This is a genomic window from Phocaeicola plebeius (assembly GCF_003437535.1).
Classification (GTDB): domain Bacteria; phylum Bacteroidota; class Bacteroidia; order Bacteroidales; family Bacteroidaceae; genus Phocaeicola; species Phocaeicola plebeius_A.
In genome coordinates, this window is record NZ_QSQT01000011.1 from 1 (window position 1) to 15,384 (window position 15,384).

Annotated in this window: 12 protein-coding genes; all 12 read right to left on the bottom strand. The window is 36.6% G+C overall.

The window, feature by feature from the left end; genetic code table 11:
* Positions 1 to 609 (bottom strand): hypothetical protein (locus DXD04_RS06990; RefSeq protein WP_147330751.1); only part of this gene is annotated, 609 nt, incomplete at its 3' end.
* A gap of 315 nt (positions 610 to 924) precedes the next feature.
* On the bottom strand, positions 925 to 1,899 hold the full coding sequence (locus DXD04_RS06995; RefSeq protein ID WP_117672094.1) for an FtsZ/tubulin family protein: 975 nt from the start codon (positions 1,897 to 1,899) through the stop codon (positions 925 to 927).
* Between the two features lie 212 nt (positions 1,900 to 2,111).
* Positions 2,112 to 2,531 carry a hypothetical protein gene (locus DXD04_RS07000; protein ID WP_117672095.1) on the bottom strand — a complete coding sequence of 140 codons (420 nt, stop codon included), beginning with the start codon at positions 2,529 to 2,531 and terminating at the stop codon, positions 2,112 to 2,114.
* Positions 2,532 to 2,657: 126 nt separating this feature from the next.
* A complete protein-coding gene (locus tag DXD04_RS07005) occupies positions 2,658 to 3,233 on the bottom strand; it encodes a hypothetical protein (RefSeq protein ID WP_117672263.1) in 576 nt (191 codons plus the stop codon).
* Between the two features lie 155 nt (positions 3,234 to 3,388).
* Entirely contained in the window at positions 3,389 to 4,483 is a 1,095-nt protein-coding gene (locus DXD04_RS07010; protein ID WP_259299529.1) for a bifunctional class I SAM-dependent methyltransferase/HIT family protein, read from the bottom strand.
* Between the two features lie 5 nt (positions 4,484 to 4,488).
* A complete protein-coding gene (locus DXD04_RS07015) occupies positions 4,489 to 5,562 on the bottom strand; it encodes an HNH endonuclease domain-containing protein (protein ID WP_117672098.1) in 1,074 nt (357 codons plus the stop codon).
* 242 nt (positions 5,563 to 5,804) lie between these two features.
* Positions 5,805 to 8,093: an AIPR family protein gene (locus tag DXD04_RS07020; RefSeq protein WP_117672100.1), complete on the bottom strand. Its 2,289-nt coding sequence runs from the start codon at positions 8,091 to 8,093 to the stop codon at positions 5,805 to 5,807.
* Complete coding sequence (locus DXD04_RS07025) at positions 8,086 to 9,090, bottom strand: PD-(D/E)XK motif protein (RefSeq protein WP_181977461.1); 1,005 nt, start codon at positions 9,088 to 9,090, stop codon at positions 8,086 to 8,088. Before DXD04_RS07025 ends, DXD04_RS07020 begins: the two co-directional genes overlap by 8 nt.
* On the bottom strand, positions 9,080 to 11,968 hold the full coding sequence (locus DXD04_RS07030; protein WP_117672104.1) for a Z1 domain-containing protein: 2,889 nt from the start codon (positions 11,966 to 11,968) through the stop codon (positions 9,080 to 9,082). Before DXD04_RS07030 ends, DXD04_RS07025 begins: the two co-directional genes overlap by 11 nt.
* Positions 11,965 to 13,422, bottom strand: a complete 1,458-nt coding sequence (locus DXD04_RS07035) for an ATP-binding protein (protein WP_117672106.1) — start codon at positions 13,420 to 13,422, stop codon at positions 11,965 to 11,967. Before DXD04_RS07035 ends, DXD04_RS07030 begins: the two co-directional genes overlap by 4 nt.
* Before the next feature lie 7 nt (positions 13,423 to 13,429).
* The gene (dcm, locus tag DXD04_RS07040; RefSeq protein ID WP_117672108.1) at positions 13,430 to 14,452 is read right to left on the bottom strand and encodes a DNA (cytosine-5-)-methyltransferase; all 1,023 of its coding nucleotides are present in this window, start codon (positions 14,450 to 14,452) and stop codon (positions 13,430 to 13,432) included.
* A gap of 256 nt (positions 14,453 to 14,708) precedes the next feature.
* Positions 14,709 to 15,311 carry an HU family DNA-binding protein gene (locus DXD04_RS07045; RefSeq protein WP_117672110.1) on the bottom strand — a complete coding sequence of 201 codons (603 nt, stop codon included), beginning with the start codon at positions 15,309 to 15,311 and terminating at the stop codon, positions 14,709 to 14,711.
* Positions 15,312 to 15,384 lie beyond the last annotated feature (73 nt).

Here is a 15,384-nt window from a genome sequence, read left to right on the forward strand (position 1 = left end):
GACTGAACGGATATCACCGGAAATGCTGAACGGGTATCCGCCGGAATATGCAACAATGAAATCAGTCTCTTCCCTTTTCCGGTTACACACCGATATTTTCTGTTGCAGCAATCTTTCTTCATGCGACCCATTCGATTCTTCCAACAATTCCTGATTCCATTTATCCATTACCTTTCCTGCCTCCTTAAAATATACTTCCGGAGTTTCAATCTTCATCAATCCATCACTTTTTGCTTTCAAATCCGCAAAGACCTTTTTAGGCTCGGCCACAGACAAGCATTGTTCTTTCTCAATCTTTCTTTTACGGAGCTCTGCCTGTTCGTCATTAGCCATGAATTCCATCCAAGTCCTTGGAATATTCTGATGCTCTTTTTTGAGATAAAAATAGTTAGAATCAAAATTCTTTGTCCGTGAAGTGATTTTTAATATCCGCCCTCCTTTGTAATAAACATGCACCTCATTACCTCTCAAGTGGACATCAAGTTTTTCATCTATCGGTACCTCAGGATTGTTTACAGTGGCATTCGCATAGGCTATAAACCCAGCCCATCTGCCTTTGTCCTTCCAAATACGGTAATCCTTAAACTCACCTCGTTTAATATATGCCATAATTTTTATTTTATGATGATTTCATCTATATCTTTTCCACGTAGCACAAACCCGCTTCAGCAGACTATCCTTCAACTCCTGCGGTTCAGGAGAATTTAGTGATTAAAAGGGGGCAATTAAATTGATAAGGGGCAGCCCCCTACATCCGCCTTACCAAATCCGCAGCCACCTCTCCGACGAGTTTCCCCCACACAGGCTAAGCAAACAACAGATAATAAGAACGATAACTAGGGTCATCAACCAGATGACCACTTCCTTTTTATCGATTGATTTCATTGTCTTTCCTCTTTTTCTGCAACTATACATTAAACCACATTATCTCTTGCATTTGGTGAAAACCCGCAACCTGAACTGGTGCGGTGGAAGCGTCTCATCCGGGTATATCCCCCATTTACCCTCCGCGTCGGGCGGCAGCTGTAAAAAACGTTCGTGCACCACGTCCATCGCCTCCGTCGTTTCCTTGTCGTCCGACCAGTCCGCATTTTCTATTGAGAACACAGCCATCGCCACCTCATCTGCAGACGAATACTTCGCCGGCAGCTTCTTCCACCAGTCCTTCACTTCCTTCCTCAGGAAATCCAGACTACCGACAAGCATAAAAAAGTCGATGTGTTTAGAAGGAGTCGGGAACTGCAGGAAAGTCCTGAAATCATTAAAGTCGAAGGTAATCATGCAACGACGAAGCACCATCCCCAAAAGCGAATCCGTAAACTCAATTATCTTCCGGTCCGCTTCCTGAAACACTTCCGTAAGCGTAGCACACCGGGAGTCATCATAATCCACCGTATAAAGAGCGTCTGCCATCGGTTCCAACGCCTTCAGCAAACCTAAAGCATTCTTCCGCTTTTCCGCTCCCTCCGACGAATGGGGAATCGTTGCCACCAGAATGATTGCCTTGTTTCCCACCTCTCTGGCCTTCTGCAGGAAAGACCTGATACACCCCTCTCCTGTTCCTCCACCAAGGCATACCACAAACACCGCCACAAGTCTGCCCCTTAATACACTCTCTATTGCAGGGAAAGACTTACTGCACTCATACTCCGCAAGAAAACGGTCCTTACCGCTACCCAGCCCTTCCTGTCCAATCAGGTATTTGCCACACAAGGACAACTCATCCATTTCCTTCCGGTTCATGCCAAACGCATACAGTTGCACATCTGGCAGACAGCATTTCCGCATCTGGTCTACCACACGACCTGCTCCCCCGCCAATGCCCACTATGGATGCAAAACGTCCACTTCCCGGAATCAGCGGTCTGTAATCGAATAGCTTATCTAAATTCTCTTCCATACATTTTTTCTTTTAATGATTTTCATAATGTATGGCAAATATGCACCTGAAGATATGCCATATAGGGGGATATGAAGGAAAAATTTTATCCGACGCTCCGAATTATCTAATGGATAACTTGTCCTGTAAGTTATTTGAAGCAAAAACTTTAAATTAATGGCTAATGCCTCCAAAGAGCAAAAGTACAATTCATTATCTACTTCTTATTATTATCAGAATATTTTATCATACCACTCATCTACATCTTCACGTATTGATTCATAATACTCACATATAATATTTACCAAATCAAAATTCGCTCTTTTAGACTTATATTTATTGACTGTGAAATATCCATAGAAATTGCCTTCTTCATCTACAATAACAGGTGGATAAGATGCGTAAGAATTAAAAGGACTATATGAACTATACGCGCTCCCATAGGTACCATATTCATTCCATATTGAATTGGTATTATACTCACTTCCATAAGTACCGTACTCATTCCATATAGACTTTGAATCATATTTACTTGCATTCAGTTTACCCAAAAACACATCATGATCTTCTCCCCCATAAATATATAAAGTCTGTGAGAATATACAATGCATTGAGAATATACAACATACAATAAAAAATAATATCCTTTTCATATCCCTTTATTTCTATAGTACCACATAAAGTTCTGCATGAGGTTATGATAAAAAAGCTTGATATCTACTGCCTCGAGATTTTAAGTTTTCTTCCCATCTTTTTATCTAACCAATTCGTTTTCCCGGTTAAATATCCTCCAAATCTTTCTGAATTTTTGTTTCGACATTTTGAGAATCACGATACTTGATCACAACAATACCTTCATTAATTCCTTCTGAAGACTTTTCAATTGATATTTCAATTGAACCACCTTCTACTTCCCATAGGCTACCATATACAACTCTTCCCTGCCAAAGCTCATACATCAATGAAATATTACTATTACTGTTACTCGGATTTTTTTCTATGCTTTTTGCTGGATTTCCATACTTCCGAGAATAAATCTCTTTATAATAATCGTATGTATTTACAAGAGTATTCCACTCCTCGCTTGGATCAAATAATACCACAACAGAATGAACATTCTTCCCATCATCTGCGGCACCAACAGCTACATAAGCCTGACGCCCAGTAAAATCACCAACAAAAGTCGTAATATTATTGTCAGAACTAATCTGAGTAAAGCCTTTAGTTTTTAACTGTTGACAGAAAGAAGTCATACTTCCTGTGATAGGAATTCCCTTGAATGATAAATGAGGCTGGGCAGTAGCTGTAACAGCTAACAACGCTCCACAAATAAATGATAAAATTCTTGTTCTCATAGCTTTGATTTTTACATTTAGGAGTAACAATATTCGTAAAATTATTTCACATTTACAAATAAACAGACAAAAAAGCTGACTATTTTGCGACAAAATAAAATCGCAGAGGCATCGTGAGATTCTTTACACCCCACATATATTCCAAGACAATGCCTTTAACTAATCTTCCCCAACTTCTTCAAACGGCTGCGGATAGCCCCTTTAGTACGTTCAAACATCTCGGCAAGCACACTTATGCTATTCCCTTCATCATACAGACGGCAAAGCAACTGGTCGGCCTCTTCTTCCCAAGGGATATAAGCATTCCCATGCTCGTTTCTCTTCTCTTCAATGGTATAAGCTTTCTTTCTCTCTGGCAGTGCAGGCGAAGAAAGCCCCTCGTTGGCATCGTAGCTCTGTTTTGACGGAATCACACCTCTTACACCACCTTTCGGATTGGGCACATCGCCCTTGTAGCGCGGAATCAAGTGCATGTGTACATGAAAGACCGACTGCCCCGCCGCCTCGTTCACATTAATGCCCACATTGTACCCATCCGGATGGAATCGCTCGTCCACCTTCTGCTTCACGTACTGAAGCACCACATTCATGGCCTCCCGTTCGTGATTGGTCAGGTCGAAGTAAGAAGCCACATGCCGCTTGGGAATAATCAGTGCATGACCAGGCGATACCGGATAACCGTCATAGAACGCCACACAAGTAGCCGTCTCACAAATAATTTCCACTCTTCGCGACAGACGGCAGAAAGGACAAACCTCCCCTTCCTTCCGGGGCAACTTATTGAAATGCTGATACTGATAAAGTTCATAGCTCGCATTACGTTCCAAACTCTGGAAAGGCAGCCGCACATTACACTGATAGGTGTACTGGCGATGAATGGCATGCAACCTGAATCCTTCTTCCGTCAGGTCACGACGCACGGCAAAAAAGGCCGTTCCCGTAGGAGCAAGAAGGTTCGTGACATTCATCATCACTTCCGCCTGTGCGTATGGTTCCAGTACATTCAGCACATAGTTGCACAAAATGGTATCAAACTTCCCGTCCGGATATTCAGGACGATAATAATAGTCGTACCCCGTGATGTCATACCCCTGACGTTTCAACTCGTCTGTATCAAAGCCATACCCGCAGCCAAAGTCCAGAATACGTCCTTTCAGCAGATTATGTTGAAGCAGGTAACGGGTGGGTACAGAAAGACTCGTACGCTTGATGGCGGTGAGGTAAGGATGATTTATCTTTTCAGGTTCCATAGTATTTAGTATTTCCAGGTTTCAAATCCCATGTTCAAGGCTATTTGGTGCATTGGTCCGAAAGTACGCCTATACACCTCCAAAAACTCTTCCTCATTCATCAGGACAAACTCTTTCGGTGTATATCCTAAAGACAGAAAATCTTCCAGAATAGTTGGCTGATAACCCGCCTGTATAGAGACTTTTAAAGAATGATGCTGCAATTTAGCTAATTTAGGCAGATAAATATCCAAATGCGGTAGATAATTACTTTTGGAAGAATTGATACTGCCATCAGCAGGTATCAGATTCCAGAGCAAATCATGAGAAACAAAACTCCAAGGAATGAAATGATCCAACTCATAATCGGAAGGATGCAACTCATGGCCTGTGTAAATGCAGCGTACAGGCCCTCCTATCTGTATCACCTTATTCCAATAACGATGCTGGTTTGCCAGAGAACTCCTGCTTTCCGGTCTGATTAACTTACTAGAAATAGCCGGCACATTAGGATTCCTCACTTGCAGAAACTGCATCAAGTTCCAATAAGTGAAATCCATCAGAATCTTGTAATGCGTATGCAGATATTCATCCCACACCGGATTAAGTTCGATATAAAAATTTGTTTTCTCTTTATAGATGGAATAAAGACATCCGTTTTCAAAACTTTGAGAACGCCACATAACTTCACGACTGTTATTTGTCGCATTTATCCAGGGATACAGAAAACAGTAAGGCACATACGTAGTAAGCTTACCCAGCCTACTCTTTACCTGTTTATCTCTCAGTCTTTCCTGAAGCTGTCCGATAACCTCCTCGCAACTCGCATCAATCGGTATCTGTGTCTCTTTCTGCAATTCGGTGACAATATCAAACAAAGAATCGTTTTTCCCAAATGACAGTCTGAAATAATGTATCGGATACCAGGCATTGGCCACCATACGAATTACAATATCCCATACATTTATATGTAAATTCTCCGTACGGGCATGTATCTGCAAGATGGACAAGAACCAGAAGAACTTATAAGTGGCCGAAGTGGTATCAAATATCCGACTTAGGCATCGGGTGGTAAGTGTTTGTGATTGCGGTATTTGCATAAGGCTTTAGATCATCAATTATAATCGGTCCAGGCAATCATTTTAAATTAGAAGCTAGACCAAGTAAGATTACAAAAATTTTATATATAGGAATTATCTATCAACCTAACTCGGAAAACATTTCCTTCAATATTTTTTATCCAGTTCCTCATTAGTTTTTATTACCACTATAAGAAAATGACATTCTAAATGCATATTCAAATGATTTCTCAAAATAAAAACAACTTTACAGAAATGTTATTTTAAAATCCATTATCTGATAATAATTTCTTGAGAAAAAGAAGTTCTGCCGCCCTAAACTTGCTAATATACCCATCTTTTACAGCCTGCTGTAATATTTTAAACTGCCATCCTTCAAGAATTACAATACTTTTCTCCCAGGTCAGCATTTTAATTATTAAATCTTTAGGAATGATATCGCAAGCTGTCCCATTTTTTATATCTTCTTCAAAAACTTCATAGTCGTTTCGACAAACTATTTCGTATATTAACAATCCTTTACTAACATCACGTTGATTCAATTGATAGTCAAACTTAATCTTATGAGCTATGTTTCTTGCCGTATTCTGATCAGATAAAGATAAACAACCGGAAAATTTTCCCCACTCAGCTACTTTAATCCACGTTTCACCAGCAATTGAAGTTACAAGCTGTAACTCAATTGCTCTTCTTTCTGCATCACTCGAATCTTTGTCTAAATAGCGTTGTTCCATTTCTTCTTTAGTGCAAATATCATTTTTAATAATATCAATTGACGGAATCTCAAACTTTTCCTTAACCAACCTCCAACAATCTTCCTTCGTACCCCATTCTATGATATTTGACCTTGGTGTATTATCTTTTAGGAATTGATTCAACTTTACCATAAGATTATACATATAATCAGAAAGTTCAGATGATATTTTCTGGTTTTTCCAAATCTTTTCCCAATTCAGACAACCACCAGTAGCAATCTGAAGAAGTGCAATACTATAAGGTACCATTACTTGTTTCATATCTCCAATCGGTGGTGTCTTACTACGTTTCGTTCCATGTCGTTTATCAACTTCTTTAAATAAGATTGCTTTTGCAATGAGATCCTCAAAAAAAATAGCGTTTATCTTAAGATTAGGCATTATATTATCACGAAAAGCCCTAAAATTCACTTCATTTCCATCAACAACACAATGTGGACCTACAATAATTTTTCCTCCAATCTCAACTTCACAGCACGAATTATAATACTTAGCTAATTCATATTTCGTAAATTTACAATGTTTTGGATACTTCAACAAAAATCTTTTTTTACGAGATTTAGACTTTGAATTTTGGGCAAGTAAATTATCATATTGACGACTTATACGATCAAAAAACCAATAATGTTGTTGGTTAGAATCTATAGTCATAGGTGTTAACATATAACGAGACAATTTCTCTATTTCTACAAATATAGGATCATTTGCAGAAAGGTCTGCATCATTAATTTTATTTTGTGTATTTGCATATTTTGAAATATTTTTTACAATCTCATATGACTCATCTCCTTTTTTGATAACAGAAATCTTCATAGGAACCAAAACCTTTTCTAGATTTGCTTTTGCATCTTTAGAAACATAAAACAAAGTAGCAGTGGTTTGTCCTCCATTTACGATTTGAAGGTTATTTATCTTTTCTATGATTGTCTTTGACTCGTCTAAAACAATTGCATCTGCTGTTGCAGATATTCCATTATTATAAGCAAAAAACATAGAAGGCTGGGTAAGAACTGTTTCTTTTATTCCTCGATTAATTCCTCCCTTAAATTGTAGAAACGATCTCACATTTTGTTCCAAAAGTTTAAAACCATATTGCTCATAAAGTGAAGCAAGGAATACTCCAGGTACATAGGTTAAGTAACCATCATACAAGTCTGACCCTGTTGATATTTGCATACACCTAGGCTCTATATGGAATTCTTTTAAATCTAGCAAAATAGGCAAACGTGATTGCTCGGACATATTATACAATTTCTCAATATCAATAACCTGTATAAATATTTTCTGTCCAGAAATATCTTTAGGTTCTGGTATTTCACCTTTATAACGTGCATTGGTAAGAATGAAAGCATTAACTCGTATCAGATTTTTACGTATTTCTGTAGAATTAGCCAATTGATGGGCAAATTCGAAAACTGATGATGTTTCAGCCAATTCATTCTCATAATGGCCATAATAAGCTTTAGAAAAAAAGTTTATTATCCGAATACATGCACGATCAATACTTTGTTTATCTATATATTCAATAGTATCAGAAGGTTCATATACTGAGATAAATAAATCTACGGTATCACATGTTTCAGATATTGCATAACCATTAATTTTATGCTGTTTTTTTGTACCTAATGCTTTCTCATCATAAGCCACGACAGCGTTGTCTGTTTCATTTGCCCGAACAAGCATATCCAAACAAACTCTAGTAAAGGATTGTTCTTGAGATTCACCATTTTCTGCAGCAAACTGCAACGAAGAAATTTCCTTTTTAAACGAATTATAAAACTTTTCTATTTCAGTCATTACTCAAACATTTTAAAAAAACTTGCTGTTCTGGTACTTCATAAGAATAGAATGAGGAAATACTAATTGAATAGTTTACATTACCAACTCCATCACGTAACTCATTCTCCCTAATACGAGGAAATTTATCTTTAACACAAAAGAAACTATCTTTTCGCAATTTATAATATCTTTTTAAATAAAACGGTTCATGAATATCTAAATAACCAGCCTCAAAAAGCTTAGCATTAAATAAAGAACATGCAGCAACATCATCTTTAAGTATTTCCCTAATATTATGAACCATTTCAGGCAAAGATTCTCCCGCTTGCTTAGATACTTCAACTGAACAATGATACAAATACAAATTATCTACCAAAGTATCATCCAATTGTCGTTCTCCATTAATAATCAAAACTTGCGGATTATTCGTCGAAGTTGTTTTTACTTCTACCGCCCAATTTTTCCCTTGAAAATCTCTCATTGTTCTATTAGTACCAACATAACTTTGTACAATATCGTAATATAATTGAGAAGTAGAAGTCAAACATTTTTTCAAAAAGCGTAATTCACCATATAATCCCTGTTGCTCTTCTTTTGAAAGTCCTATACCAGAAGTACACTCAAAAAGATTTTTCCAACGCAAAAGCGTATTACCAAATGTTCTAACAGCATCCACAATTGTCTTTTCTGCCAATATCGTCTGGATTACACTTTCACATAAGTATGAAAATTCATTTATCTTATCAAGATGTTTTATCTTGGCACATAAAATCATACAATTTGGAAAGCTTTTATCTTCGTAGATCTCAACTACCGGCTCTGATACGGATGCAAATGGTTCAAGATTAAATCGAATTGATTTAGGAAATGACAATGCAATTCCATAACATTCCTCCGGGTATTGATAAACACAATATATATTTATCTTTGAATTTACAGAATATAAACGTTTAACTAATCCGCTTTGTCTTTCTGATTTTAAAATTGACCAAATATCAAGTACTTTATTCTTCATCTGGATAGTGGTTATCATTTGTTTCCTCAAAATTTATTTCTGTATCAATCAAATCTTTTACCTCATTCACTTTATACTTAACCCCTTTAGAGTTCTTACTATTAGGAAACACTATTGCAAACCCAATGAATGGCGTATCATTTTGATTAAAACATTCAACATCTTGCTTAATTTTACCATCAAATCCTATTACATTTGCCTTTTCTGGATTGAGTGGATAAATTATAAGTAACGGATTATTTGGTGACCTATACTTTTGTCGTACAAGAGTCGGAGATGGATATTTCTTATCCCATTCCTTCACATTTGGATTCTTTGCATGCAATTCCTTTTTTATCTCAATAGTTTCATCTAATGCTTTCGTAAGATCCTCCCCAAGAATATCCATATCAATAAATTCATCTTTAGGACCTGAAATAAGATGATAGTTCTTCAAATTGTAAACATTATCATCCTGCTCAGGTATTCCAACACGAGTACGATTAGTACATATTCCTGGTAATATTCCGTTGGCTAAATAATAAACAGATTTATCAGAATTAGTATGGTGATTATCATGCAGTTCTTGATTATTCCTCAGTATCACACGCCAAAATTTCAATTCGCCATGTTCATTCACACAGGATTGAATATATTCAGACATCTTTTCTAAATTCATCTTAATTCTTGAAGTATCCGCTATCTCAAAATGCTCTATATAGTTACATATTTGTTTTGAACTTACGTTTATCCACAGATAACCACGGGGATCATCTTTACCATCTTTCATATATCTATCACCAAGGCTCAAAAGGAAATCAGAAGTTAATTTAAAATTATTATCTATAGATTCTTTTGTACGTCTTAGAGAATATGTTTCAACAAGTGTAGAAGCCCACGAAACCTGTACATCTTTAGTTGAAAACATTTTTAATGGAGATGTAATCAAAAGTCCCGGACTCGTTCTTACTTTTAAAGCAAATTGTTGAGGACTACCATGGCTTTCCCACAAATAATCAAAATCTTCTCTGAGTTCATTGTTTGCCATAGTAATATTTTTGAACCAAGAACTAATTTCTTCACTTATAAATAGCCGACATACATCTACATAACGTGGACGATATCCAAACCAACGTCCCATTTGCATAAGTGTGTCATACATTTTTGATGCACGTAAAAAATAGCTAATTGTTAATCCCTCCAGCGTAAGGCCACGGGATAATTTGTCTCCACCTATAGCTATTACATAATATCCGTCCTTATGTTCTTCATATGCAAGACTATCTGAAGATGCCCCATTAAGCGCTTTAACTTCTATTTTAGAAACTACATGATAGAGGTACTTTTTAACTTCATTCCAAGATACAGATTCAATACCTTGCTTAATAACTGAATACTGTGATCCACGAACTTCAGCTGTTGTTTGAAGAAACGATTTGTACTCCATCTGAAGATTACCTGTTCCACAAATGTAATTTTCTTCAAAATCCTTTTTTAATTGCATATAGATTTGAGCATCATCTGCAAGAATATCACTCTGATAAAATTTAAATAACCTTTCTACAAGGAGTTTAATTTCATTTTGCCATACCTGAAAACGGGACAGATGAATAAGCATAGAGTTATGCTTATTATCTTGCCCGCGTACACATCTAACAGCACATGCAAGAATAAAACATCTTATAGCATACTTTAAACTTTCTGGAATATTCTGATAAGACAAAGTCTCAACATCAGTCAATTTATGCTTATCAGGCACAAAGTCTTTATAATCTTTTACAATATTGACGATGGGTAATGGCTGTCCATCTTCTGTGTCCAATCCAAATACTTTCTCTGGACTTAAATATGCTGGTGGAGTCGGCAAATTAACTATAAAATGACGAGGAAACAAATCTTTCTCATCGGTCCTATCAATAAAAATATTCGCATAAGGAGTTGCAGTATATCCCACATAAGCATTACGACGAAAAAGAGAAAGTATTTCCCTAATTTTATTATTGATAGAAGAGGCCTTATTTTTATCTTTTGATGTGTTTACAGACGCATTATCCGCTTCATCATCAATGAATAAAACAGATTTTCCATCAAGATCCTTCTTAGATAACCATTTTTTTAAATTAGCCAGTATCCTTCCATTCTTCTTAACAACAAAAAGAATCGGTTCCTTGGTCTGAAAGTTAGCCCCTAATGAATTTACTGTTGATTCTTTGAAATCTGAAACAACTGTTGTAAAAGCATGTGCTATTGGTTTATTATCTATTAACCCTACACCAATACCTATACGTTCCGAATCTTGTATCCGTCTTATATCTTTAGTTGTAAAGCCTAAAAAACATTTCTCTAGACGACTTTGAGTCTGTGTTCTTAAATCGTCTAGAATACCTGCAAAAACAATAACCACATTAAATCCTGCATCAACAGCCTTGCAAATAAGACCTGTAAAATTTGACGTTTTCCCTGATTGAACCTGGCCAACGACAAGACCTTTCTTTGAGAAGTTTATATCAACTAACGCAGGATCATACAAATTATCCAATATTTCGTCAGTCAGCTTATCTAATTGGAAAATTACACCTGGCTGATATTTCTCTTTATCTCTAAGAAATCGCTGATATCTATTCCAAAAGCTCCACTCAATTTCATTCTTTCTTGCATAATTATTATTACTAAACCAACCAGCCCCTGGATTATTATTGTCAAGTATTGTTTTGTATGGGGCAATCGGCAAAGTATAAAGAGACATCAAACGTTTCTTAACTTCAAGTTTATCAATATGGGTAAACATATTTGCAAACTGATTCAAAGCCTCATCAATTTCTTCATCTGTAACGGCACATTTTTCGCCAATAAACAAACGACAATAATCCATGTATTTTTCTATATCCTGTACCATCATAATAAATCTATAAAATCTTCATAAAAATTAAACGGTTCTATTATCTTCAATAAAGCTTTTGCCTGCAAAGAATTTTTTCCTTGATTAATTAAAGAGTCATACATAGACTTTATGGTCTTATGAATTAAAGTTGTATCAAGTGCTTTATCAGTTTCATATTTATCCTCATTCTTAGCTTCGTTGATAAAAATAGTCTTAGTCGGGACACTTGACTCTATCAACGAAAGCATTTGGTCAATTGCTTCAGCTGGATGAGTTTCAGCAAGACCCTTAAAATAAGCAACAAGCGGGTGATCTCTATTTATTATATAGGACCAGTTAGAATCTTTCCTCTTTTCCAACCACAAAGGATGAAATTGTTGACCTGCCCTTTGTTTAAGTATCTTACCTCTATGTCTAAAAACTTCCTCTGCTGATGCACGGACTTTCTTTGCATATTGTTCAATCTGCTCCCTACAATAAATCGGTGGATGTGCTTTAGATTTCTTTATATCTATTTGCCATTCTGCATCTTGACTATTTGGTAAATCTATGGCAATTCGTGCTAATTTACAACATTCCTCTTTTTTAAATAAACCTAACCAATCTCCAAAAAGCAGAAGTCTTTTACCGCGATAAACGTAAAATCCCTGTTGACCACTCCATCCTTTAGGCCCTTCCGCCTTACGAAATGCATCTTCACTTGAGAAATTTAATTTGTGCGGTAATACATATCCTGTCAAAGTCACGTTTCCAGCAAGATGTTCTACAGGAAAAGGTTGCCGTTTTGATTCTGTAGGGCAAAAAGGATTCCATGGTAAAATTGAATGGCTGCCCCAAATTATTGAGATTTGTTTATCCTCAATAAATCTATGGAAAGTCATAGCTATATGTTCTCTAACCTTTTGCAAAGCCATTGAAAATCTTTCTTTCGCTACTTGATCCATTTTATCTACATTCAAAGGGATAATTCTATCTAATTCTGACCAAATAACAATTGTACCAGATTCTACATCATCCAAAGAATTCTTGAAAGCTTCAGGACACCAATGAATCAAATTCCATTTTTTACATTTGGCAACAAAATCCAAATCCCAGGTCCAGAAAGAGGTAATTCCATTTTTTTTACTAAGGACCGTAAGTTTTCTACACTGAGAAAACGAAGCAGTCTTAAGACCAAGCCCAAAACGTCCTAAGTCTTTTTCATCTCGCTCTACAAGTGGGTTCTGAGCACCAGGCCGCATGGCATGAATTAAATCTTCATTTGTCATGCCCATACCATCATCCTTAATTGAGATTATTGAATTACCGCCATCCCAATAACGTTGTATGATTATCTGTTTAGCGCATGCTGTTATTGAATTGTCTATGATATCAGCAACAGCCGTTTCCAGATTGTAGCCAATAGCTCTAAAAGTCTCAATCATTGAGGATGCTTCTGGAATAGCTTCCTGTATTTCAAAACCTTCGTACATAGAAAACCTAAAGTTGATTAAAAATATGTTTTAATAAAATTGTAACTAAATTAATCTCCCATCCATTTCCAGCCCGTTCTCCAAGTTCTCGATAGGTTAAATGTTCAGGATAATGAATCTCTCTATACTTATCTGTAATTTTAAAACCCATCAGTCTAAAATGTTCGTCAATAGATAATTTTCTAAATCTATCCATACCATTAACTGGAGGCTCTACTATTCTAACCACATTATGATTCGGAGGAGTTATTGTCATGCAAATTCGATCAGTACGAATTTTTCTATTGTAATAATCATAACATAACCTCTCTGCCACATGAAAATAATCTTGAGGTTTTCCATGAATATCCTTAATATGATCTATCTGAAGCTGTGTTCTATAAAGTTCTTCATTAGGATGCTCATCCAAAAACTCTTCTATAAAATGTTTTAAAGGAACTATTTTTGGCGTCATAGAAAAATCATCTGGTAAACTACCACTATCTTTTCTTTTTCCAAAAAACCACAACCTTTGCCTGCTTTGAGGAATCCCATAATCTGCAGAATTGAGAATCACAGTCCGCACATCATAGCCTATTACATCAAAAATATCCAATATTGCATCATAAGTAGGTTTACACTTGCCTCTACAAAGACTCACAACATTCTCCAGGAACAAGTATTTCGGCCGTTTTTCTCTACAAATTCGTACAATATCTGCAAATAAAGATCCACGAGGATCTAATTCACCATTACGAGATCCAGCCGTAGAAAATGGCTGACAAGGAAATCCACCTGTAAACATATCAAAATCAGGAAGCTCTATTTCTTTAATTTTTGTAATATCTCCCCAGTTCTTTAAAAGTTTACCATTCCTTTGCTTATGATTTGCATTATATAAATCAATCGCAGATTGACAAATCTCAGAATAGCCGACTACTTGAAATCTTATTTTTCTTGATAATTTATTGACACGCTTCATAGCATAAGAAGCTCCCCCATAACCAGCGAAACCTTCAAACACTCTTATTATTTCTTTTTTAGATTCCATTTATAAATTACTTTCTAATATAAGTCACCTTCTCAGAATAAAATAAGAAAGATGATTTTCAAAACAGGAACTCCTATTCTTTTATTTTAAGAATATAACATAAATCCTTCCCTGTATTTATAATATACTTCTAATAGTTTTCTCCTACTGGGAGAAATAATCGTTCTCATAATCAAATGACCTTTTGCAAAGGTACTACATCTATGACATATTTCCCAATCCTGAAACTTTATTGACAAACTATCTTATGTAAAAACTATATTCTATCTTCCACCACATACACCGGCTGATACTTCGTCCCCGCATTCTTCAACACCCCATCCTTCACCAGCTCCCGAATCACCCGCGTAGACTTCGAGGAATTAAACCCAGTGAGCCGTTCAAAGTCGCGGCGTTGCAGGAAAGAATGCGTCTTGAAATATTCCGCTAATTTCTGTTTCACCTCTTCCTCATCCAGCTTAGTAGAATGATGCGCCTCGTCCACCTTGCGCTCCAGATACACACTCTGAAAGCGGTCAATCAAGTCCTTGTCGGGCGTGAACTTGATGCTTCTCACCTGTACATCGTCATCCTTAATATACTTCGGATTAATGTCCGGCGCACACTTCAGGCTCAGACTGAAATAGCCGATTCCTTCCAAATGCACCGCATATCCGTTGCTCAGGTTCTCATAAAGTTCATCGTTCAGGGCCGTGATGACGGCTGCCACATCGGCTGGAGAGACGGTACATTTCCTGCGTATCGCTTCACGGATTTCACGGGTGGTCACTACATCTTTGGTAACCACTTTTGCATGCAACTTCGGTACGGAAACTCCCTCCTTTACCGGATTCTCAAACAAATCAAATTTTATAGCCATAATCGTTTTAGTTATATTGTAATTATACTTTTTTAAAAACGCTTATACAAAAATACCTCGACACGTAGCTGTC